Here is a 23,578-nt window from a genome sequence, read left to right on the forward strand (position 1 = left end):
TCATAATGTTACAGACCCTACACGAAGCCTGGTTGACGCCGCAGTAGATGCGGGAATTCAACAAACGAGCCGCTGGGTTTTTACGGTAGATCTGGTCCTTGAAGCCCAGCGCCTTTCATGGCGTATGGCAGTCTATGACGCTGAGCGTAAAAGTCTCCGTTTTAGCGAAATATATGCTGCTTATCCGGGACTGTCGGTTCTACCTGCCTTGGATGAAGCTGTAGCGAGGCTTTTACAGGGCTGGAAACAGGCTATTGCACAGGATGCGGAAGTCCGAGACCTTACGGAACGATCGCAGGTGTTCAAAGGCAAGCAAAATAGTGTGGAGGTCTGGTACGGCTCCCATGGGGAGGGAATTCTTGCAGGTACCCTACGTTCTGGTACTCTGGAAGCCCTGTATCTGCCCTTCCCTGAAAAAAGCTCCCTCTATGTAGAGGTATATAAGGATGGATACTGGCCAAAAAGCCTGGTTCTGCCCCAAGGGGTTACGGATCAGCCGGTACAGCTGCCAAATCTCCAGAAAAAAGCAGTCCATGCCTGGGGGCTGGGTACGGGGCTTGGCAAGCTCCTCGGGGCGACCTATCTGTATCGTTTTTACCCCCTGCCAGACCGGCTCTATTTCAGGTTCGACAATGCCCTCTGGGCAGGTTATGCGTTTTTACCGGGCGCAATTCCGATTTTTCATGATGAAGTTCGCTTTGGCCTCGGACTCTATTTGCAGCACCGTAATGACAGCCCCCTCCGTGCCAGTATCGGCGCTGGCGCTTCAGGTATATTTTCGGTTATCCCGCCCCTGGAGGGTGCTCAGGCTCGTTCCGCCCTGGATATTCTCTTGGATCCCCTCTGGGTAAGCCTAGAGTGGCACTTTCCAACCTGGGCAATTATCTATGAATACCGCCTTCCCTATGCAACTGGGTCTGGATTTATAAACCAGGGCTGGTTAAGCGCCGGTGAAGTGGGACCCTTTATATCTGTGGGGGTGCTGATAAAATGAGCACATTGATGAACCTACGCCGTACTTCAGGTTTCCTTATCCTCTGTTGTATAGCTGCTTTCATCCTTGCTAGCTGCGCGCTCCTTATAATAGATTATTTCCCTGCCTACTTGGGCCAGGAAAAGGCCGTGGCACATTTTTCGGAAATTGTAAAAACCGCGGGGCTTTCGGAAACAACGGAGCTGCATGAGATCTATCTCTTAACCGTACCAGGGTCGGGTAAAAAGTTTGTGGTCTTAAGGGTAGGGCAGTTCATGAGTCCTGAGACCCTTATATTCTTAGATGGTACGGATCTCCGTTTTCTTCGCTCCTTTACAAATATACCGATAGGAAAGTTCCTTACGGTGGATATGGGTGGATATATAGTAACCGGGTGGAATACTCAACTGGTCCGTTTATATCCGGATACCCTTGAACCTGAAAATACTCCTCCCAATCCAAGCCCAACTATTGATTTTGCCCAGTTCGCCTTTACCGCTGAAGTCGGTAGTGATATTACAACCTATCTAGTAGGTATAGAGTCTGATTGTCTAAATTTAATTGTATATAACAATGATTGGTCTTCAGGTTCTTCTTATTCACAAAGTAATCTGTTTGATTCCCAATCTATAACAAACTTTGAATACCGAGACCTCTTTTATGACGGCACTGGGGTCCAGCTCGCGGTGACCAATAAAATAACCCAGGAATCTTTTGTTATTTCATGGAGCACTCTTACAGAATTTGTCAATGCCTTTAGTAATCTACATTTTTTTGCAGAAAATGCGACCAACGTTGTTTCTGTCCCCCGGGGAGACGGACAAGCAGGCGGACTTACCAATGCTGGGTATATTCAGCTCATGTATGGATATGCAAAAAAGACAATCCTTGACCGAAGAAATACATCAACGGGACAACAAGAATTACCTGTTTTTACCATGCCGGATAACTTTCGTGGCCGTTTTGCTTTTTTTCGGGATGCCTCAGCCTGGGTACTCTACAATCAGCGGGATGGAAAGATCCATCTGTTAAGGCCCTGGTGGTAGCTTATGGGAACCACATATCGGAGGTTGCGGCAAATGAATCTATGGCTTGCTCTGATAAAGGGTAGGTTTGTTCTCTTTATAGTAAGCCTTATCCTCCTTGGGAGTCTGCCCCTCTTTGCCCAGGAGCCGCAAGAAACCCAGGATGCCTCCCCGCCGCGGTCCTTTGTGGTCTTTGCCTCCACGTCCATGGATAGCATCTGGTTCGATTCTCTCTGGTACAACCTGGGCCGTCTTTCCCGACTGCGGGAACTCTACCGCTGGGTGCCCGGTAAGAAGTCTGAGGCAGAATCCGCAGCAACCACTGACGATAGGCCCGACGTGAACTTGGCTATCGGCGAATCGGAAGTACAAGCCTGCCGCCGCTGGGCAGCCCTGCATGACTATAGTTTTATTCTTGTTCTCCAACGAGAAGCCGATACTGGACCAGAGCTGGTTAGGATTTCCTACCGGGTGGTAGATGTTATTTCTGGACAGGAGCGGCTCTCGGGAATTCTTGAGGACCAGATCCCCAATGAACGAGACCTGCAGGAAATCTTCTGGCTTCCCCTTATGGCTGAACTAGACACCCTGGAAGCCCAGAAAAACGTGGGACTCCTTACGGTGCGGGCCCTGCCAGGAACTAAGGTTATAGGTCTTGGTTCTGATCTGCCTCTGATAGATGAAAGTGGCGAGGCTATAGTGCAGATAACGATCCCCGGTACCTACCGCTGGAAAGCCATAGTCGGCGGAATGGCAACTGCTTCAGGTATTATAAGCCTCCGGGAAAGTCCCGCGGAGCTCAACATTTCGCAGCGGCAGTCAAGCTCTTGGACCCTCGAAGCAGGGGCCCTGATGGGCCAATTCGGTGATTTTTGGGTTTCTAAGCTTTTTGCGAAGGAACAATACTGGTTAGGCTTCGGTCTTCAGCAGTATTGGATCGGCATTAACTATCCGAGCCCTGAGGATCCATTTCCCTATTCGCAGCCGGTTATATCTTTACCTATGATACAGCCGGGCCTTTCTTTAGGATACCGCTTCTTTGATGATACATCTTTTTTGCGTCCCTACCTGTCCGCTCTTATAATGGCCAGGCTTAATACGAGCCTTATGATGCTTGATCCAGTAGCTCCCATGGTTATCTATGGAAACGGAGGCCTTGAGTGGCGACTATTTCGTTCCGTGGCTTTCTTTGCGGAAACCAGCACAGCCTACTATCCTCTGAGCATGGGGCGTTTCTTGGCTGCGAGCAAGGTTGGCATAAATAGAGCCCTTTCGAATTATCTTTTTGCGGAGGACTGGTTCTTGGAATTTCCGATTTTTCGGCTAGGGGTACGATATTTCTTATGAAACAGATACGGTTTTTTGGTGACACACCACTGAAGTATGCCTTGCTGCTCCTTGGGCTCACGAGCCTAGCCCTTGCGTCCTGCTGGCACCCACCCTTTAACCCCGATATTTCTGCTTCGGTCATAACAAGCCAAAAACTGGGGACCCCTGTCTGGGAAGTCCGAACCCGGCTCCCCTCATATATCACGAGGGCTTACTATGTGCCATCGAGAACTAACTATGAACAGGGATTATGGATAGGCTATGATAACGACAGATTGAGCCTTAGCCAATTTTATTACAATTTTAGCAAAGCGTTAATAGATCACTATATGGAAATTACGCTTCCCTCAGATGCGGGGAAAAAAATTATTCCCTCCATTGGAGCTCCGAGCGTTTTTTTCATGAGTTTTTCTCTTTTGGATAAGTGGCTCATCTATAATACGAATAATTATTTTGTTTCTTCACTTGAATATCCAGGCTTTTTAGGTACAGGTTTTCGTTATGAAACTGATACTATGGATATATTATTTATTGCCCAGTTAGTGTCTGATCAAATAAAATTATATAAATATGGTGTAGCTGGATATGTGTCATCATTTGATTTTGGAGAATTGAATACTTATCTTATCCTTCCCCCCGAGCTGCCTTTCACGGTAACCTTGGCTGTTCCGACTTCTTCTGGGGCTCTGTACCTCTCTGGCACAAAATCCGATGGGTCAGCTGTTACCTGGTTTTGGCCTGGACTGTCAGACACACCGTACATCCTCCCCATAGACAAGCCTCTTACAGGGGTTCTGTCAGACGGGAGGCTTATTGCCGATTCGGGAGATCGGCTCTATGTCTACAGCCCTGATGGCTCTTCATCTTTTGTTATTTCTACTGGAGCGCTCCACTTTTCCTATGAACGGTACGACAGCGCTCAGTCGCGCTGGATTTCGGTTTTTACACGAACCGTTGAAACTCCGGTTCCCCACAGCACCGATTCTGACTACCTTATTTCTATTTACGAGATACCAACAAGCCGGCTTTCAGAATTGGCCCGATAGTGAGTTCCCGGTTGTGTAGCGGCGGTCGCTTGTACAGCGGCCCTTTAAAAAGCCATCGCTTGTGGGGCGGCTGCTCAGCTCACTTTTCATCCCGAAAAATTGTTTCGCCCTTTACAAGCCAAGAAAAACCAAAGGCCCAGAGGGCTATGGTTTCGAGTATAAGAACGGGGGCATAGAGACGCAGCACTGTTTTTTGCAGAAATGTAAGATAGAAGACTATTCCTAAAAGGCTTGCCACAATCAGGATGCCGCAGATCCGGTACATAATGTTGCGTTTTAGTTTTTGTGGCCCTGGCTTTTTATCTCCCGTTTTGGTAAAGAGAAAATAGGCGTTATAAGCTAATAGGATGAAGAAAAGTAGAGCCCAGAGCAGATGCAAAGTTCCAGACAGCTCAGGTTCTAACTGGAAAACACCGAGGAGAGCCGACTCAGATACATCGGCAGGACTTCCTCCAGCATGTGAAATCGCTGCGGATGTTGTCTTCGGAACGATCGTCGGAAACAGGGCTACGCCGATGGCAAAAAGGCCTGAAAAGTTAGTAACAAGATTATCTTCCTTGTCATACCCATGGTAGCTTATTAAAAAGAGACCTACCATAAAAAGGATTCCTACAAAAAGGTCCCGCATGTTGGTGTGGTAATAAGCGCTAATAGAACCCTGGATACCCCCACCGGGCTGCAGGAATCCCCCTGTAATGAGGGCCAGTGGTAAGGCCATGCCAAGTATACCGATAAGGCGTCGAAGCGTTTTATAGGAAATTAATATACTTTTGTTCCGTTTTGGTGGCATAAAAGTGGCTCCTTCTCTATAAGCGCTATTACCGCAGTCCTCGTTGCAGGGCGTCCACAAAGGCTAGCATTGCCTGGTCGTCCTTGTATCGGAATTTAAGGTCCTGGAAATACCTGCTGCGGCTTGTTTCGTCCTTTAGCTTAAATGCCGTATCGGCAATCGTCATGGCATTGTACAAACTTTCTTTCTGACCTGCTTCCACAAAGGCTTTTTCATACCGAGCAATCCGATCCCGCAGGGTGGGGAATACTTTTTTTACCGCAGGGCTGGTTAAAAAGGTTTCTAATTGTGATCGGGCGGCAAGGATTGATCCTGCGCCGGTCTGGGTAAGCAATTGATCTTCTTCCGCCTGGTATGTTTTGTATGCCTGAGAGAGTGTGTCATATTCCTTTGCAACCTGAGTGAGCTGTTCGTTTTCTGTTCGTAGTTTGGTAAGATCCTGTTCAAGGCCAGTGGTATTGCCGGTACCAGCTTCCGAGCTGGCTACAGCAGATGCCGTACCTGCTTGGTTGGCCATCGCTTTTGACCGTTGTCGTTCCTCTTCCAAAAGCCGCTCCAATTCGGCTATTTTGTTATCCCGTTCCGGTATGGTCTGGCTGCTTCCGCTTTGGAGACTTTTTACCTCAGCGAGGCTCTTTTCAAGATCTATAGTAAGTTGAGCAATTTTTGCTTCCAGCTCTTGTACCTTTTGTTGCGTCTCTGTGTTACTCCGTTCTGCATCCCGAGTCATATTAATGAGTGCTGTTTCGATTCCTTCTAGGGCAGAGGCGGTTTGTTCTGCATTGGGATGTTTTTTTAACAAACTTGCATAGGTTCGGATCGCCGCATTCCAGTTTTGCTGGTCTAGCTCAGTTTTTCCCTTGCGGATCAGATTCTTTGCTTCAGCCGTATCCTTTGCTGCAAGATTTGCCCTGTTTTGTTCCACAGCCAGTGCAGAAATTCCTTCGGTTAGTTGGAGGCTTTCCTCGGGGGATAGCCCTAACGCCCGGAGGCTTTCCCCATAGGCAAGGGCTGCAGCGTTAAAGTCTTTAGATATCCGAGCTGATGTTGCTCGGCTTAAGGCAGCCAGAGCGGTTTTTACGGATTGTTCCCGGTCGCTCATGGTACGGTTCACAAAATAGTTATGAGCTTCGGTAATTTCTGGTATACGGCTCAGTGCTTTTTGATACGCTGCTGCTGCTTCGTCGGCATTATTGTTTTGCAGCGCTGTACGGCCTTCCTGAACCGCAGAACGTATGGCTGCAAGTGCTTCTGCTTGGGCTAACAGAACATTGGTGTCTATGCTGCTCCGTTCTACCTCGAGCCGGGCAAGCTGACCCATTACGTCCAAAGCAAAAAGGTCTCCAGCCCGCCGTTTCTGGATCGATGGGAGGCTTGTAATTGCTGGATCATTTAAGAGCGATTTAAAGCTGTTAATCGCTCTTAACCCCTCATCAAAACGGCGGTTTTGGAAGGCAGTTTGGATTGATTGATATAGTCCCGCAATTTGGTCCTCCGCAGCGGCAGCTGCGCGACGCTGTTCATCTATCCTCGCTAATTCTTTTTTTGCTTCTTCCAGGCTTGCACTTGCTTGAGCTGCGGTAGAAGCTAATTCCTGATTTTTTTGTTCTAGGCTGCTGCGGAGCTGCTGTTCCCGTTGGCGAGCTTCTTCCTGTATTTTCTGCCGTTCCGCATTCAGGGCTGATATGTTGCTGGAATATTCCTGCCGCAGTTTAGCATAGGATGCTTCCGCCGCAATGCGTTCCTGTTCCAATTGTTTCTGGTATTCTTCGAGCTTTTGCTTGTAGTAGGCTAAGCGTTCGATTTCGAATTTTTTAAGCCGTTCTTGGATGGCCGCTTCAGATAGCCCTTGTTTTAAGAGCCGTTCCCGTTCCTGCTCAACTTCTTTGCGGAGGAGTTCTTTAAATTCCGCTTCTTTTTGTGCAAGCCGCTCCTGGAAGCTCGCTTTAAGATTCGCCTGTTCTTTTTCAAGGCTCGCCAAGCGCGCTTGGAATTCGGCTATTTCTTTTTCTTTCTGGGCAAGCTGCCCTTCAGCTTCTTTTTTTATTTCCTGGATGAGTTTTCCTTCCGCACTGTTCAAGACAGTACCGGACCGCTGGATTTCTGTAGTTCGCTGGGAAAAAAACTGGGAAAGTCCATAAAGAGCAAAAGCAGTAGCGCAGATAACAATAATGTTGACCGCTAAAGGAAATAATAGGCCATGTTTTTGAGCTTTTACTGCAAATGCAGAGGAATCAAAGGTGCGCCGGTTCTGCCGAGTAATTTTATCAATCTGTGATATAATTTCCGCCCGATCCTCTGGACTGATTCCAGTAGTGGTATCGGTAGTATTTGCATGTTCATGCAGCCTTTCTTCTGCCTTTTTAAGTAAACCAGAATGATTCATGGCAAGCCTATCCTTATATCTTCCTATTGGCTATCGTTTCGACACTGCTCTAATTCTTTTAATCGGCGGTCTTCTAGCACTATATGAAGGTTTTTTTCTTGGGTTGGTATAACGAGCCCCTTGGGGCCATTTTTTGCCCTGCGAAGGAATTTGACCGGTGTATAAAACAGGTCCCCTTCACCGTTGTTGCGTCCCTTTGAATAAAAGAGAGCTAGGTTTCCCGCGTCGAGCAGTATATCAAGAGGAACAGTTTTTCCTGCCCGTGCTTTAATGAATACATAGGATCCGGGATAGTCCCGGGCATGGAGCCACAAATCTGATCCTTTAACATAATGCCGTAACAAATCATCGTTTTCTGCTGCATCCCGTCCGACAATAAGCATCCAGCCCTTGCGGAGAAAGGTGAGCCCGGGGCGTTTTTTATCTTCCGGTTTGATTACCTGGCGTTGTTTAAAAAGGATCCGATGGAGCCGTAATGGATTCTGTTCTAATAACAGAGCGGCGAGTTCCTGTTCAAGCCGCTTTTGTTCTGCCTCGCCTCGTTCAATTTCCTCAGAAACTTCTGATAGTCCCGATTTTGCTTTCCGGTATTGTTCGTAGTACGCTTCCGCATTAGCCTGGGGACTCTTGTGCGGATCCAGTTTGATGCGTACCTGTTCGTTGTTATAAAAATTAAGACCCTCGAACCAGCTGTCACCGGTTCTTATCTGGTGAAGATTTGCCATCAATATATCACCGTATTCTTTTAATGTTTCTCCCTGTTCGTAGGTTGCCCGTTTTTCTCGCAGCCGCTCCAAAGATGCGGCAAGACGGCCCAAACGACCTTCGTAGAGTTTTTTTGTCTGCTCCCTGAGGGCTTCTAGCGAAAGGGAGCTGCCCTGTTCAGCATAGTAAGCATCGATGTGTTCATTAAAAGAACCTGGGCCTTCAAAGGAGCGGATTTCGAAATTTCGTTTGGGACGAATCGCTGCCGATGCATCTTCAATCTGATCTGGCATCTCAGGGGTGCCCTGTGGTGTTCCCTGCGCTGCTTGCTGTGTTGCTTCGGGCATGTATGAGCCGCCACTGATTTCCCCCCGCTTGGGGCTACGGCGCATAACATCCAGAATTTTGCCATCCGCATCGGTTACGATAACATTTGCTGCATTTGACCAGAGCCGTAGGTATATCCGGTACAAAAGATCTCCCCGGCGTACCAAGATGCGCACAATGCGATCTTCTCCCAATTGGACTGCTTCGGTTATCCAGCCATTTACGATACGGGACTTAAAAAACTCTGCAAAACGCAGTGGTTTTTCCGGCTTTGGAACTGCGCGATAGGTTGCATGCAGCCTACATGCTCCTGGTGTTAATGCTACAAGAAGGGTAGTTGCCTTTCCTTCTTTATAGAGCTGGAGTGCGAGCACATCAAAGGCGCTTTGAATGACTCCCTGAATTTGAGAGCCTTCCAAGGAAAGTTCAGAGAGAATAAGATTTATTTCTTTCCAATTAAGGGACATAAATTCTCCATTATTAGTGTACACTTTTGTAAAACCTTACTGCAAGATGAGCGAATGCGAACACTGCTTATATCCCTATAAATCCCTCTTGTGTCTACCGATTTTTATGTTTCTATGCTATGTTGTTTCTATGGATATAAAAAGTGCGATGCTCAGGCTCCTGAGGTCCCCTTTAGGCCTTCTTGTTATGAGCTTAAACCTTTTAGGTGCAGTGTTAGCTATTCTTTTATTTCATTTCCCCCTGGTGGTAGTTGTACCTGTCTTTCTCATTATTGCTCTGGTGGATATCATTATGCTTTTACAGACCGAGCCAGGAGCTCGATCGGTAATTGCGGAGCAGGATCGGGAACGGGCCGAACGGGACGCCCGTATTTTAGGAGGTGTAGCGGCTGCGCGCAAACGACTGGGTCTCCTTCGTTTGGATCCAGGGCCAGTTAAGGATGCAGTAGACAGACTAGTATACGCGGCGGGACTCTATCTGGAAGCTACTATCAAGGGATCGGATCGAGATCCTGTTGTGGAAGATGCCATCCTGGGAGCTATTGAAACTGTGGATACATACTTGCATCAGGTGGATATGATAAAAAATGAATCTATGTTTACATTCAATAAAAAAGATGTCCCGGCAGAAACGGCCTATCAGGACTCTCGAATCGAGACACTTGCATCCCATACAGGTACAATCATAGAGCAAGCGGTAGAAGCAGTATTCCGCCGGTTGGAAAACCTATAGTAAGTTACTGCTGTATTTATTTGAATTAGAATCAATAGGTATGTCAGAACAATCTGCAACCAATTGCAAAGGAGGGTTATTCGAGTGAAGAAAAATAAAACACGTTTACTTGTTGTATCACTATTGATCGCGATGTTTTCCGCAATTCATGCACCGCAGCTCCATGCGCTCGAAGCAGACCTTGTATCTGCAGAAATATATATAACCCTTCATACCGACGGTAAGGCGGTTATTCAGCATGCTCTTGAATGGCAGGTTGCGTCCGGCACCATGGGGGGCTTTTATTTTCAGGGAGAAGCAGCCCCCTTTGCATGGGATCAGGAGCGTTGTTGGGCCGATACGGCTGATGGCAAACGTATTCCGTTAGATATCCGCAAGGCCGGTGACAAGTGGGACGTTTTGCTGACCGATGCGCAGCGTTTTTCTGGAACAAGCCACTGGGTACTGACCTATGGTGCAGATCTCGCTGCAGCTGGTATGCTCGATACTACCAATAGCAGTGACCGTGGAGATCTTATCGTATTCCATTGGGCGCCACCTGTTTGGGACGAACCATTGGAACACCGAACAATAACTATCATTTTACCTATTCTAGTATCCCAAGGGGCTCGAGGCGATAGCAGAGCTTCTGAACTCGAAGCTCTTGGATTTGCTACCGAAGCCTTTGTAAACGCTAAAAATAAGATCGACTGGTATGCCCTTCCAGGAAACGATGGAAAATACTATCTTGCACTACGTTTTCATGAAGAGCCAGTGCAGGCTGGTGGCACCAATGAGATACAATGGTATTTATCAGAACCTAAAATAGCTGCCTATTTTGAGCCATTTTTGGCAGCTCGAACGAGTTCCAGTTCCACTCCTTCCAGCCAGAAAAAAGAAGACTGGTCTTCTGCCGACCAGAGAACAGCCGGCAAAGCGCTCGTCACCCCCGATTCCCATCCACTGCTATTTATCTTTCTCTCAGGTGGACTTGTTGCCCTGGGAGCCTTTCTCTTTCGGAAAAAAGTCCAGGGTTTTCCCCGAGCTGTGGCGAAAGCGGAAGGGATAGCCTGGGCGGGGGATTCGTGGATGCCACCTCGACTTGTAGAAGGAACCTATTCCGTTCCGGGAAAGGTGGCAGAAAACCTGCATCCGCTCGAAGTAGCCATGCTTCTTGAGCTTACACTTCCGCAGATAATAGCCATTATGATTCAGACCTTGGAAACACAGGGAATTATTAAATTAATTCAGGAAGCACCCCTTAAGATCCAGATCCTGAAAGGTCCCTCAGAGCTTGGGGCTGCTGGAGCACCAGAAGACAATTATGGAGAGCTCTTTCTCAGATCCTTCGATACCGAGGGCTGGGTCTTGTCAGGTCTATTGGCCGACTTCTTTGAGGCTGTCATTAAGGGACTCCAAGAAAAGGTGTGGGACTGCGATATCGAAGCAACTAAGGCCTACTACCGTAAAAAAATGGAAGCATCGGATGAATCTGTTATTACAGGAACCTCCATGCTTCAATCTCAAAGTAGCATGGGTGCTACATATTATCCCTACTGGCATTCATACTATTATCTTCATCATCATCCTGATCATTTTAGGTCCTATGGGCTTCCTCAAGAATTTTCCGGAACCTATGCGGCTTTTATGGCTTCCAGTTCTTGTTTCTCTGGTTGTTATTCACCTAAGAATCTTTCAGGAACCGCAGGGGCCTGCTATTCTGCTTGTCATAATGCCTGTCATTCAGCGTGTCATCAGGCATGCCATTCCGCTTGTCATAGCGCTTGCCATTCAGCTTGCCACAGCGCGTGTGTTTCAGGGGGCGCTCATTGAAAGCCTTTGTTACCCGTGCCCCGGCATCCTCTCGCCTTACATGGATAGACGAATTTTGGAACCGGGCAGGCTCATATATTTTTTGCCGTGATCTGGATCAGGTATTAATTTTGCCCCCTAACCGGGTGTATCGGACCAATGAAACGGGTATTCGGCTCCTGACATTTCTGAAACAGGGGCGTTCTATTCAGGATATTGATTTCCCTTCAGAACAGGCACGGGAAGATACGGCCCGGTTTTTCGGAGATTTAGCAGCCTTATATCGGGGCGACCGGCCGGAAAATGGAACCGTATCTACCCAAACCTATGATTTTTCGTTTACCCGGCTGCCGATATTAGCAGAACTCGCTCTGACTTACCGATGTAACAATGCGTGCCGCTTCTGCTATGCAGGCTGTGGTGCCGATACCGCTTCCGCTGACCATAGTGGTGCTTGCTCGGTAGAAGCAAAATATCCTGAAAGCACCACGGCACAATATAAACGTATTATCGATATATTCGCTGATGAAGCTCAGGTTCCCTTTTTTTCCTTTACCGGTGGAGAGCCCACCCTTCGCCATGATCTGGAAGAATTGATTTCTTATGCCCGCTCAAGACAGCTTGTAACAAACCTGGTGACCAATGGCACGCTTATTACAGAAAAACGAGCCCAGACTCTAAAAGCTGCCGGGCTTGGCAGCGCTCAGGTATCGGTGGAAGGTCCTACGGCGGATGTGCATGACAGCCTCGTGGGGCGCCAAAGTAGCTTTAAAGCAACACTGCGGGGCATTGCAGCTCTACAGCAGGCAGGTATACCCACCCAAACCAATACGACCATCACGAGGGACAACATCGATCTTATACCCCTCATGCCCGCCTTCCTTGCCACACTTGGTATAGAGCGCTTTGCTATGAATCTCTACATACCAACCATACCAGGTCCCGAAGCGGACCGGCTCTTTGTGGCCTATGAGGAAATAGGAGCCTTGGTAGACCAGGTGATAAAAGAAGCTCGCCGACTCGGTATGACTTTTTTCTGGTACAGTCCCACCCCATTCTGCTCATATAACCCTATTGCTCGAGGTCAAGGAAATAAAAGCTGCGCTGCCCTGGATGGTCTTCTTTCAGTGGCTCCCGACGGTTCTGTACTTCCCTGTTCAAGCTGGGATGAGCCCATGGGCAACGTGCTTGAACAATCCTTTAAAGAGATTTGGTTTGGCTCAAAAAGCGCTTTTTTTAAGGAAAAACATTTTGCTCCCCAGCTCTGCAAAAAATGCCCATCCTTTGTTGCCTGCCAGGGTGCCTGTCCCCTCTACTGGCGCTATACAAAAACCTGTCCGCCGGGTTTGGAACAACTAACGCAGGCGGCTCAGTCTGTCGAAAGGAGTGACTTATGATTCCGGTTTCTGTTCCCTATCGAATTTCGGGTCTGTCTACCGACTCCCGCCTTATTGTGTATTCTATCGTAGCAGTCCTTGGCATACTGATACAGGTTTTTGTTCCCCAGTACAGGACCGCAGGAATTTTTATGATGCTTTTGCCGCTTCCTTTGCTCAGCGCCCGTCCCTGGACTAATAAACCAAAGGATTTAGGAGAAGAGGATTGGCAGGCGGTTACCGATGCGGAAGTGGATCGGATTGCTGAAAACTTTAAGAATGCCCGGAAAATCCGCATCCCCCTCTGGTACCGTCCCGGTTTCGGCATACCCTTTACGATCATCCTGACGGTTCTCTCCTTTGTGTTTGACCTTGAACGCACTATCCCTGGCATCCTTTGTATGGACGCCCTTATTCTTCTCTGGCCCGCCCTCTATTTTCTCAAAATTAAGATTTGGATTCCCCGCCAATTTGAACTGATTATGACCGCCATTCAGGCGGCTCGGACTGTTTCGCTGCCTGCTGGTATTCACTGTACACCCTATCTCCGATTTGACCGTGACAGGGAAGGCCTGCTCATTCCGGAAGACTGCAGGCTCATGTATGAAATCCGCAACAAGCCGGCAGACCTAGTAGGTGTTCAGGTCCAGGTAGTCGTCAATAATGGACCGAACGGCGAAGTTCCTTATATGTATGCGGTCGTGCTGACCCACGGCCAGGGACAGACCTGGAAGAAAATTATCAGCATGGGGCTGGACCGAAAATTTGTGGTGGAGCCGGGAGGCGATGAAGACTATGGTACCGTTGTCATCAGGCAAAAAACCGATGACGGCGGCTACCATACCACTAAGGATGACTGCAGAACCTTGATCTATTGGGTAATTCAAATTTTGGAAAAATTAGCATCACATTAAATTAGGAGATATTTATGCCCTTGACTTTTGATATGCCCCTGGATGCCCTGCAAAGCTACCAGGGCGTTAACCCGCGGCCCTCTGACTTTGACCAATACTGGTCAGCCGCTCTTAAGGAACTGGAACATACTGACCCAGATGTCAAGATTGTACCTGCCGACCACAGGGCTCCCTCTGGAGGGGGAGATGAACCAGACTTTGCGGCCTACTACGACCTCTATTTTACCGGAGTGGGGGGAAGCCGTATCTATGCCAAATTGATAAAACCCCTGGGCAGTACCGCTCGGAGGCGAAGCGGCGGGAATGGTAAGGGCCCCGCAATCATTCAATTCCATGGTTATGCGGGCAGCAGCGGTGACTGGCAGTCCCGGCTCGGTCTTGCGGCGGCGGGTTTTACCGTCGCTGCTATGGACTGCCGCGGTCAGGGCGGCCGCTCAGAGGATCGCAGCCCTGTCAGCGGGAATACCCTTAACGGCCACATCATCCGGGGCTTAAGCGAAGCCCTCGCGGGGCGTCCCGAACAACTTTTGTACCGGGCCATATTTCTTGATACGGTGCGGCTTGCTCAAATCGTCATGAACCTTGACTGGGTAGATCCGGATCGGGTTGGCGTAACGGGCTGGAGCCAGGGCGGGGCCCTTACCTATGCCTGCGCGGCTTTGGAGCCACGCATTGTCCGTGCAGCTCCGGTTTATCCCTTCCTATCCGACTATAAACGGGTGTGGGAAATAGACCTCGCCAAAGACGCCTATGCGGAACTTCGCGATTATTTCCGCCGTTTCGATCCGCTCCACGAACAGGAAACGCAGATCTTTACCGCCTTGGGTTATATTGATATCCAGCACCTGGCTCACCGTATTCAAGCGGAGGTTTTGCAGGGGATAGGCCTCATGGATACCGTTTGTCCCCCTTCCACCCAGTTTGCAGCCTACAATAAAGTAAGAAGCAAAAAGAGGTATATCCTGTACCCCGATTTTGGGCATGAAGATTTGCCAGGCCTCCATGACCACATCCTGGACTTTATGTGCGGCCTGTAAGGGCCGGTAAACAGATAACCTTTCATCAACCCTGGTGGATTCTGGTCGCTGCTACCAGTTCCGCCAGGGCTACAATCTTGTCTACAAGGCAGACGAGGAGGCATTCTGCATAGACGGGCGGAATAGGCGTCAGGGGAAACATGTGCCTGCTGATGCAATCTTCCTCAATGGGGGTGAGTCTTCCAAAATCCTGCCGGGCATTTTCGAGGGCTTCCTTGGGGTGTTCAAAGCCATGGAGCTTGCCGCTCCGAGGCCGGGCGCTTCGCCAATCGTAAAAAAAGTAGTCGTGGAGCAGGGCCCCTCGAACCAGTTCCCTGAGATGCTTCCGCAGCCCCAGGGCATGGGCAATCTGAAATGAATGGAAGGCTACTGACACCACATGGTCTGCAATACTTGCATCATGATGAATAATGTCCCTGAGCTTCTGAAAATTACGGCTAAAGAATACAGGCTCTGCCAATTTGTAAAAAAGCGGGTTTCTACCCATAAGCCTGTCAGCCTTTGCTCGGCGGTATGTTAGATTTGACATACTATAAATATACTAAAAATCAGATATTCAACCAGGATATGCTGTGCAGATAGCATCAAAATCGGTATAATCCAAAACAATAAACAATTATGAAAGAAAACACCCTAGTAGCTCCTCTTTTGAGCTTGGCTCATGTAAAATCCTTGTTAATCGCCGCAATTATTGTGATGAATCTTTTTGTTTTTGCTGCCTGTAAAAGACCTGAGCACCGTAATATTGATGAACTCAAGTCGCGGCAGAAACAATATTGGGAAACCGCTTCCCGCATTGCCCATTCCCTGTCTTCCGAAGCGCTTGCTGCCCAGGTCCTTATGACCGGGGTGGCTGGAAAGGAAGTACTGAGCTCGGATATGAAAAAATTGCTGCATGAAATACCGGTAGGGGCGATTATGCTCTTTAGATACAATATCGCTGACTCGCCCGCTGCGGTTCATAGTTTTATTTCAGAGTGTACCGAAAATGCCGCCCTGCAGCTTCCTGTGGATGCTGCAAACAAGGAAGTCCCTGCGGTAAACAGGCTTCTGCCCTTTGTAGCTATTGATCACGAAGGGGGCGATGTGTACCGGCTCGGACAAGTCGCTACCCGCCTGCCTCCGGCAGATCGCTATCTTCGGAACACTTCCCAGACGGCCCTGCCTGAATCTGCCTGGCTTGAAATTCGCCAGGCCGCTTATCTATCCGGCCGGGAACTACGGGCCCTGGGCATTACCATGAACCTGGCCCCGGTGGCAGAACCCTTAGCCCCAGAAAACGCTGCGTTTTTAAAAAACCGCAGTTTCGCTTCCGATCCCAAAGCGGCCGCATCGGCGGCGGCGGCCTTTATACAGGGCATGGGTGAGGCCGGTGTTACCTCTGTGGTCAAACATTTTCCCGCCAGCGCCGCCGCCGATCCCCACCACGGCCGATCCGTCCTCGATGTGGACAAAAAACGCCTCGATTACCTGGTTTCTCCCTTCAGCGCCTTACTAAAAACAGGAAGCCCCATATTGGGACAAAACAGTCTATATCCTGCTAGCTTGCTCAGTCTTCCCATCGGAGCTGGGGCTGTCATGGTGGCCCATACGATTATTCCCTCTGTCCAGGCGAATATTCCTGCAAGTTTGTCATCTTCTGTTATGCAGGACTGGATAAAAAAAGAGCTTGGTTTTCAGGGAATTGTTATAGCCGACGACTTTACTATGAAGGCTATAACATCCCTCGGCTTTACTCCTGAAACGGCAATGATAGAATCTCTGAGGAGCGGAGCTGATATGATCATGGTGTGGCCCCGGGATCTGGGACGCTTTCATCGACACTTGGTTCAAGAGGCCAAAACGGATACACTGTTTCGAGAGCGGCTTATCGATGCAGCGGGCCGTATTATTTACCAAAAACTAATTTACTCTCTTGTCCAGGGGCATCCGGATGGCCAAGATGGTTTAACTGCAGAACCTTTTAATGAAGAAGGTTACGGCTGTATGAGAAAGGCTACCGAACAATTTTTACGGGAAAGGAATTTGCGATGAATGAACAGATTGTGTTGCTCTACGAAAGTGATGCTTGTATTGTAGTGAATAAACGGTGCGGAGAAGCCATGGAAGGAGCTTCCGGTTCTGTTTTAGATCTTCCAGCCCTGCTTGCAAAGACCTACGGTACTGCTTGTAACCGGGATGGAAAACCCTTTGCGCCCACGGCGGTCCACCGGCTCGATGTGCCTGTCACGGGGTGTGCCCTTTTTGCCCGCAATCCCCAGGCTCTTGCCTTCCTTAACGAAGTCTTTGCTCAGGGACTGGCGCGCAAAGTCTATTGGGCTATAGTTGAAAAACCGGAAAACTCGAGCATAGCAATTTCGCAACAGGGCGAACTGGTTCACTGGATCGCCGTAGACAGTAAGCACAATAAAAGTTATGCCCATACGGAAGAAGCTCCTGACCGTAAACAGGCAGTTCTTCGCTACCGGCTGGTAGGAGAGGGTGAGCATTACCTATTTATGGAAATTGAACTTATTACCGGCCGGCACCATCAGATTAGAGCCCAGCTTGCATCGGTAGGACTTCATATCAAGGGTGACCTAAAATATGGAAGCCGCCGGAGCGAAAAAAACGGTGGCATCCGGCTCCATGCCCGTTCCCTTGCCTTTCCTGATCCCCTTTCAGGCGAAACCAATCCTGCAAAAAGGCCTTATATTCAGGTTGTAGCCCCCATTATAGAGCCTGACCGGCTCTGGCAGGATTTTGAAAAGGCATCCCTTGCTTTTTAGCCTGAGGCCTCTTATTTTAATTATTATAAATTAAGAATGGTTTTTGGTTTAACTAAAATTGGCTGCTTTTGTAAGTGGCTGCAGAGGGGAACATGAAAAAGGCAAAGGGCGAGAATTTTCATCAATCTAATCTTATAGTTGTTGAGGTGGGAGCCTCTGCAGGGGGATTGGAAGCTCTGCAAGATTTTTTTAAGAATATGCCGGTTAACACCGGTATGGCCTTTGTTGTTATTCAACACCTGTCCCCGGATTACAAAAGTTTAATGGATGAACTGCTTGCCCGCGAAACATCTATTCCTATTCAAATTGCCGAAGATGGTATGGATGTCCTGCCTGACCATATTTACCTGATTCCGCCCCGTAAAAATCTTTCAATTTTTCATGACAAATTATATTTGGAAAACCAGGAACCGAAAAAGCGTTTGAATTTGCCGGTGGATATCTTTTTCCGTTCTCTAGCTTTGGATAAGGGAAAAAATGCAATTGGTATAATATTATCAGGCACAGGCAGCGATGGAACACTCGGGACCAGGGCTATTAAAGAAGCGGGCGGCATGATTATGGTCCAGGACGAAGAAAGTGCAAAATTCGATGGTATGCCGCGGAGCTGTATTGCCACAGGCCTCGTTGATTATATACTGCCCCCTGCAAAAATGCCCGAAGCCCTGGTCAATTATATCAAACATCCCTTGGTGAGGGAGAAAAAGAGCCTGGAAGGGGACCTGCAGGATAATCTCGACACGCTGACCAAAATCATACTTATTCTAAGAAATTTCGGCGGCATCGATTTTTCATTTTACAAGGATACAACCATACTCCGCCGGCTTGAACGGCGGCTCAGTATAAACCGTCATCAGACCCTGGAAGAATACCTGGAGTTTTTAAAAGATTCGGATAAAGAAAAGGAAACATTACAGCGGGAACTTCTTATTGGGGTAACCCGTTTTTTCCGGGATGTGGAAGCCTTCGAAGCCCTGAGAACTAAGGTCTTCCCTTCATGGAAAGGAAAAACATCCATTAGAATTTGGTCTGCTGGTTGTTCAACCGGGGAAGAAGTATATTCCCTTGCAATTTTATTGATCGAATATATGGAGCAGCAGGGCCTTTCGATGGATATTAAAATCTTTGCCACCGATGTGGACCGGAATTCTATAGAATATGCGGGGAAGGGATTTTATCCCGACAGTGTAGTTGCCGATTTGGAACCAACTCTGCTCACCAAGTACTTTTTAAGAAAGGACAATGGTTACCAAATCAATGACTCGATCCGCAAAATGATTGTATTTGCGACCCATAATCTGCTTAAGGATTCACCTTTCAGCAGGATAGATCTTATCGTATGCAGAAATCTGTTTATCTATATACGACCGGAAATACAAACCAAACTGCTGAGCATGTTCTATTACAGTCTTAATACGGATGGCTACCTGTTTCTAGGGACCAGCGAAACCTTGGGGGAAATGTCCGAAGCCTTTGAATACATAGACACCAAATGGAAAATATTCCGAATTAAATCCAATTACAAAGAACAATATGGCAAAATAGTTCCCCTTCTGAAAAGCGGACTCATTGAACAGCCCAACACGTTTCCAACAAAAGTAATTGCCGAAGAAGGTATCAGAATAGAAAAGATTTTGGATCGTACCCTTTCGCTTTTTTTGCCCCCCAGTGTTATCGTCGATCAATCATTTAACATCATTCATACCATAAACGATATTAATCCCTATATTAAAATTAAACCGGGGCGCTTTTCTCAGAACCTCTTTGATAACCTTCCTGCTGATATGTCTCTTTTTGTCAGCTCTCTTTTAAGGAAACTCAAACATGAAAACGAAAGCATAGCTACAGAAACTGTGTTTGATCTTAAAGGATTTGAGGAAAAACAAATTCTTTTAACGGGAAAGAAAATCGAAACCGAACGTGCAAACTATTATATTATAAGTTTCTCAGAAAATGCTAAAACGATAGCCGCTCCAAAGGCAGTGCTTCCGAAGTCTCATTCCCAAAAGGAATATCAGGATCGGGTCTCGGAGCTGGAAAAAGAATTACAGTTTACCAAAGAAAGTCTTCAAGCTACAGTTGAAGAACTGGAGACATCTAACGAAGAATTGCAATCAAGCAATGAAGAGCTGATAGCCAGCAATGAAGAATTGCAGAGTACTAACGAAGAATTGCAATCGGTTAACGAAGAGCTCTATACGGTAAATACCGAATATCAGGTTAAGATAGAGGAACTAACACGGCTCAATAACGACATTAACAATCTTCTTAAAAATACAGAAATCGGTGCTATTTATCTGGACCGAAATCTGTGTATCCGTAAAATTACTCCTGTAATATCTAAGCTGACTCCTCTCATGGCTTCGGATCTTGGAAGGCCTATCTATCATCTTTCGCTTGGACCGGGCCTTGAGAATTTGTTTCAGGATATTCAGGATGTGGTGGATTCCCTGCAGCCACGGGATCGGGAAATTGAACTTGAAGGTTCCGGAACATATCTCGTGCGCATCCGGCCCTATCGGACGGACTATAATGCGGTCGACGGTGTATTGATTATTTTTGTCGATATATCTGATTTGAAAAAACAGCATAAATTAACGCAGACCCTGAGCCAGCGTCTTGAAAATGCTTGGGAATATGGCATGGTGGGAATGGGATGTAGAAACCGGCATTGTAGACTATGATGAACGCAAAGCCACCATGATTGGCTATACGGCAAAGGAATTTCCAAAAGAAATCTATGCGATTTGTTCCTATATTCATTCCGATGACTACAACGCTACCATGGAATCGATGCGGAATTATCTAGAGGGAAAAAGCCAAGAATGGAACAGCTTGTATCGCATAAGGCGAAAAGACGGTACTTATGCATGGTATTATGATCGTGGAATCATTATTGAAAGAACTTCAGATGGAAAGCCGAAACGGCTTATGGGAACGGTTATAGATTTCAGCCGAATACGTGATTTGGAAACCGAATTGGTTAAAAGACAGGAACTGCTTGAAACCATTCTTGATAAAATTCCGGTCGCAGCCACCATGGTTTCTTCCGATGGGCACATCACCTATGCAAACGAAAAGGCAGAAGAACTTTTCGGAATCACCAAAGAAGAGATAGAACGCCGAACCTATAATGATTCCCAATGGAAAATTACGGACCTGCAGGGGAACCCATTAAATGCTGAGGATCTGCCCTTTGCGCTGGTTAAGAAAAATCTTAAATCTATAAGGGATTTTCAACATTATATTGAAATCCCAGGAAAAATTAAAAAATTGTTACACATCGACGGAACGCCTATCATTGCAGCCAATGGTTCCTTTGAAGGCGCTATATTTGTGATCAGAACGGATGCAGAAGAGTAAGAACTATGGGTGATGAAAAAATAGAGGACCTAAAAAAACGCATTGCTCAGGTGTTGCGCCATAAAAAGGGATCAGGCGTAGATTATTCAAATTTATCGGTGGAAGAGCTCATCCAGCAAATAAATGTTTATTATCAGGAACTTGAATTTCAAAATGAAGAACTCTAACGGGTTTCCCGAAATCTGGAAAATGTAAAAACCGAATACGAAGATCTCTTCATGAATGCACCTGTTGGCTATGTGCTGTATGATGAAAACTTCACCATTCTTTCTATGAATAATCTCTTTAGCACCCTATTGCCGCAGCGTTCTCATAAGGCCCTTCGCTTCGATGCGCTCCTTTCTGCAGACAGCCAGGATGTGTTTTACTTTCATATCAGAGCCTTGCTGAAAGGGCAAGAGCCCCAAAAATGTCGGATCCAGATACGGCAGGATAATCAGCTGCGGACCTTCATGATGGAAAGCACTATAAATGATAAGGATGGCAAGAAGGTATTCCGCAGTGCCCTGGTGGATATCAGTCAGGAAGTTGCACTGGAAAACCAGTTGAGACAAGTAAGTCTTTTGTTAGAAGAAAAGAATCAGGAACTTCAGCAGTATCACGATCGGCTGGAAGGGGTTATGCTGGCTGGTAACCTTGCATGGTGGCAAATGGATGTTCCTACCGGCAAGGTTACCTTTAATGAAAATAAAACAAAAATGTTAGGATATGAGGCTGCAGCATTTACCCATTATTCCCATTTTACCAACCTCGTACACCCGGAAGACTATGAAGGTATCATGCAGTCTATGCGGGACTATTTGGCGGGTAAGCGAGAAACCTATGGCGGACTTTATCGGATTAGGGCAAAGGATGGCTCATATAAATGGTTTCAGGATATTGGAGTCGCCAATGTATGGGATTCAGAGGGCCAGCCCCTTTCACTGAGCGGAGTAGTTTTTGATGTATCAGCATTAAAAAAGGCCACAGAAGAAGCTGAGCGGGCGAGCAAAGTAAAGTCCGAATTTCTTGCCAACATGAGCCATGAAATACGTACGCCCTTAAATGCGGTTATTGGTTTTACTGACCTTTTACGGGACGCAAACCTTACCGCCGAACAGAGGGAATACTTGGAAAATGCTAACAATGCAGCCCATACACTGCTGGAAATCATTAATGACATCCTTGATTTTTCAAAGATTGAGGCAGGAAAAATTGAGCTCGATGAGGTGAGCTGGGATTTAGAAGAATTATTGCGTCAGACAATAAAGATGTTTAAAATCCAGGCGGATAAAAAAGGTATAGATCTTAACATGGAATTGCTGAATCCGCTCCCTGCACGGGTGATTATAGATCCGGTCCGCTGCAAACAGATTCTCGTAAACCTATTGAGTAATGCAGTTAAATTTACCGAACAAGGATCGGTAACATTAGCGGTTGCCATGGAGCCACTCCCCACAAAACACCATGGGCAAAAGGTGGCTCGTTTTACCTTTCAGGTTCGTGATACGGGGATCGGTATATCCGATGATCAAAAGGATAAGCTTTTTAAGGCTTTTAGTCAGGGCGATACTTCAATTACCCGCCGCTTCGGCGGTACTGGGCTGGGGCTTGTTATTTCGAGCAACCTGGTAAAAAAAATGGGCGGGAATCTGGAGTTTACCAGCAAAGCAGGCAAAGGCAGCTCCTTTTATTTCACTATTGTAAAGCCCTACGAATCAGATGAAGCCTCTGAAAAATTAAACAAAGAGACATTGCTGAACGCTCAATATAATCCTGATCATTCCTTTAAAATTCTCATCGTAGAGGATGTCATTCTGAACCGCAAACTTGTCGAAGTTCTCGTTCATCGATTATTGCCTAAAGCTGAAATACTGGAGGCTTCGAACGGTCAAGAAGCCGTTGAAATCTGTAAACAGACTTCTCTTGATGCAATCCTCATGGATATTCAAATGCCCATCCTGGATGGATACCGCGCAACAAAAATCATTCGGGATTTAGAAAAAAATTCGGAAATACCAATAGGACAAGGCAGTCATATACCCATCATCGCCCTCAGCGCAGGTGTCATGGAAGATGAAATAAAACAGGGCTTTGAATCGGGTATGGATTATTATGTTACCAAACCCATCGATGAGAAACAATTACGGTCAGCCCTCCTTAAGGCCCTTGGAATTACGATTGATATCAAGCCAAAAGATGCTGCTGAGAATAAAGTATCTTTAGAACCACAAAGTCATTTTGATAAATCAGAGCTCATGAAACGCTTAGGCGGAGAATTGGAACTTTATTCTCAGATGCTTGCCATGAGCATGGTTCAGTTTGCCGAATACCAGTCAGAGCTGTCCAAACTGCTGGAAAATGGAGATTTTTCTAAGTTGCGAGAGTTGGCCCATAAATATAAGGGGGCTGCATGGACCATGGCTTTTAACCAGCTGGCTGAAATTCTTGTAAAAATAGAAAGGGAACAACACAACGATAGCGTCCTCTTAGGGGAATTGTTATTACAGGCGGAAAAAGAATTAGCTACGGTTGCTTCTATTATCCGTGAAGAAGCTCAATAATAATG

The 23,578-nt window shown here is 47.1% G+C and carries 19 protein-coding genes; 15 read left to right on the plus strand and 4 right to left on the minus strand.

The genetic code is table 11. The features are described from left to right. The 4 genes from Q7P68_RS07910 to Q7P68_RS07925 all read left to right on the plus strand — a co-directional run. A partial coding sequence (locus tag Q7P68_RS07910) for a hypothetical protein (RefSeq protein WP_304224605.1) occupies nt 1-994 on the plus strand: 994 nt, incomplete at its 5' end. An 8-nt stretch (nt 995-1,002) separates the two neighbouring features. After that, the gene (locus Q7P68_RS07915) at nt 1,003-2,019 is read left to right on the plus strand and encodes a hypothetical protein (protein WP_304224607.1); all 1,017 of its coding nucleotides are present in this window, start codon (nt 1,003-1,005) and stop codon (nt 2,017-2,019) included. A gap of 33 nt (nt 2,020-2,052) precedes the next feature. After that, nucleotides 2,053-3,345 carry a hypothetical protein gene (locus Q7P68_RS07920; protein ID WP_304224609.1) on the plus strand — a complete coding sequence of 431 codons (1,293 nt, stop codon included), beginning with the start codon at nt 2,053-2,055 and terminating at the stop codon, nt 3,343-3,345. Next, nucleotides 3,342-4,373, plus strand: coding sequence for a hypothetical protein (locus Q7P68_RS07925; protein WP_304224610.1), 1,032 nt, complete (start codon nt 3,342-3,344; stop codon nt 4,371-4,373). The genes Q7P68_RS07920 and Q7P68_RS07925 overlap by 4 nt, the downstream gene beginning before the upstream one ends. Before the next feature lie 79 nt (nt 4,374-4,452). Here the strand turns inward: Q7P68_RS07925 and Q7P68_RS07930 are convergent, their stop codons facing one another. The 3 genes from Q7P68_RS07930 to Q7P68_RS07940 form a co-directional block, all read right to left on the minus strand. Continuing rightward, nucleotides 4,453-5,091: a hypothetical protein gene (locus Q7P68_RS07930; RefSeq protein ID WP_304224611.1), complete on the minus strand. Its 639-nt coding sequence runs from the start codon at nt 5,089-5,091 to the stop codon at nt 4,453-4,455. A gap of 100 nt (nt 5,092-5,191) precedes the next feature. Continuing rightward, nucleotides 5,192-7,549, minus strand: a complete 2,358-nt coding sequence (locus Q7P68_RS07935) for a coiled-coil domain-containing protein (RefSeq protein WP_304224612.1) — start codon at nt 7,547-7,549, stop codon at nt 5,192-5,194. 23 nt (nt 7,550-7,572) lie between these two features. Further along, a complete protein-coding gene (locus Q7P68_RS07940) occupies nt 7,573-9,048 on the minus strand; it encodes an NFACT RNA binding domain-containing protein (protein ID WP_304224613.1) in 1,476 nt (491 codons plus the stop codon). A gap of 130 nt (nt 9,049-9,178) precedes the next feature. Between Q7P68_RS07940 and Q7P68_RS07945 the strand changes: the two genes are divergently transcribed. The 5 genes from Q7P68_RS07945 (at nt 9,179) to Q7P68_RS07965 (ending at nt 14,899) form a co-directional block, all read left to right on the plus strand. Continuing rightward, nucleotides 9,179-9,781, plus strand: a complete 603-nt coding sequence (locus tag Q7P68_RS07945; protein ID WP_304224614.1) for a hypothetical protein — start codon at nt 9,179-9,181, stop codon at nt 9,779-9,781. 84 nt (nt 9,782-9,865) lie between these two features. Continuing rightward, the gene (locus Q7P68_RS07950; protein WP_304224615.1) at nt 9,866-11,593 is read left to right on the plus strand and encodes a hypothetical protein; all 1,728 of its coding nucleotides are present in this window, start codon (nt 9,866-9,868) and stop codon (nt 11,591-11,593) included. After that, a complete protein-coding gene (locus Q7P68_RS07955; protein ID WP_304224617.1) occupies nt 11,590-12,969 on the plus strand; it encodes a radical SAM/SPASM domain-containing protein in 1,380 nt (459 codons plus the stop codon). The genes Q7P68_RS07950 and Q7P68_RS07955 overlap by 4 nt, the downstream gene beginning before the upstream one ends. Further along, nucleotides 12,966-13,862, plus strand: coding sequence for a hypothetical protein (locus Q7P68_RS07960; RefSeq protein WP_304224619.1), 897 nt, complete (start codon nt 12,966-12,968; stop codon nt 13,860-13,862). The genes Q7P68_RS07955 and Q7P68_RS07960 overlap by 4 nt, the downstream gene beginning before the upstream one ends. A 14-nt stretch (nt 13,863-13,876) precedes the next feature. Beyond that, entirely contained in the window at nt 13,877-14,899 is a 1,023-nt protein-coding gene (locus Q7P68_RS07965; RefSeq protein WP_304224621.1) for an alpha/beta fold hydrolase, read from the plus strand. Nucleotides 14,900-14,924: 25 nt separating this feature from the next. On the opposite strand, the gene Q7P68_RS07970 is transcribed toward Q7P68_RS07965, so the two are convergent. Continuing rightward, a complete protein-coding gene (locus Q7P68_RS07970; protein WP_304224623.1) occupies nt 14,925-15,428 on the minus strand; it encodes an HD domain-containing protein in 504 nt (167 codons plus the stop codon). A gap of 89 nt (nt 15,429-15,517) precedes the next feature. On the opposite strand from Q7P68_RS07970, the gene Q7P68_RS07975 reads away from it, so the two are divergent. From Q7P68_RS07975 to Q7P68_RS08000, 6 genes are all read left to right on the plus strand, one after another. Further along, a complete protein-coding gene (locus Q7P68_RS07975; RefSeq protein ID WP_304224625.1) occupies nt 15,518-16,933 on the plus strand; it encodes a glycoside hydrolase family 3 N-terminal domain-containing protein in 1,416 nt (471 codons plus the stop codon). Beyond that, nucleotides 16,930-17,667: an RluA family pseudouridine synthase gene (locus Q7P68_RS07980; protein WP_304224627.1), complete on the plus strand. Its 738-nt coding sequence runs from the start codon at nt 16,930-16,932 to the stop codon at nt 17,665-17,667. Before Q7P68_RS07975 ends, Q7P68_RS07980 begins: the two co-directional genes overlap by 4 nt. 92 nt (nt 17,668-17,759) lie before the next feature. Continuing rightward, a complete protein-coding gene (locus Q7P68_RS07985) occupies nt 17,760-20,351 on the plus strand; it encodes a chemotaxis protein CheB (protein WP_304224629.1) in 2,592 nt (863 codons plus the stop codon). Next, entirely contained in the window at nt 20,305-21,030 is a 726-nt protein-coding gene (locus Q7P68_RS07990; protein ID WP_304224631.1) for a PAS domain-containing protein, read from the plus strand. Before Q7P68_RS07985 ends, Q7P68_RS07990 begins: the two co-directional genes overlap by 47 nt. A gap of 5 nt (nt 21,031-21,035) precedes the next feature. After that, nucleotides 21,036-21,197 carry a hypothetical protein gene (locus Q7P68_RS07995; RefSeq protein ID WP_304224632.1) on the plus strand — a complete coding sequence of 54 codons (162 nt, stop codon included), beginning with the start codon at nt 21,036-21,038 and terminating at the stop codon, nt 21,195-21,197. A gap of 51 nt (nt 21,198-21,248) precedes the next feature. Continuing rightward, nucleotides 21,249-23,573 carry an ATP-binding protein gene (locus tag Q7P68_RS08000; protein WP_304224633.1) on the plus strand — a complete coding sequence of 775 codons (2,325 nt, stop codon included), beginning with the start codon at nt 21,249-21,251 and terminating at the stop codon, nt 23,571-23,573. Nucleotides 23,574-23,578: the final 5 nt, after the last annotated feature.

This window comes from Gracilinema caldarium (assembly GCF_029265695.1).
GTDB classification, from domain to species: domain Bacteria; phylum Spirochaetota; class Spirochaetia; order Treponematales; family Breznakiellaceae; genus Gracilinema; species Gracilinema caldarium_A.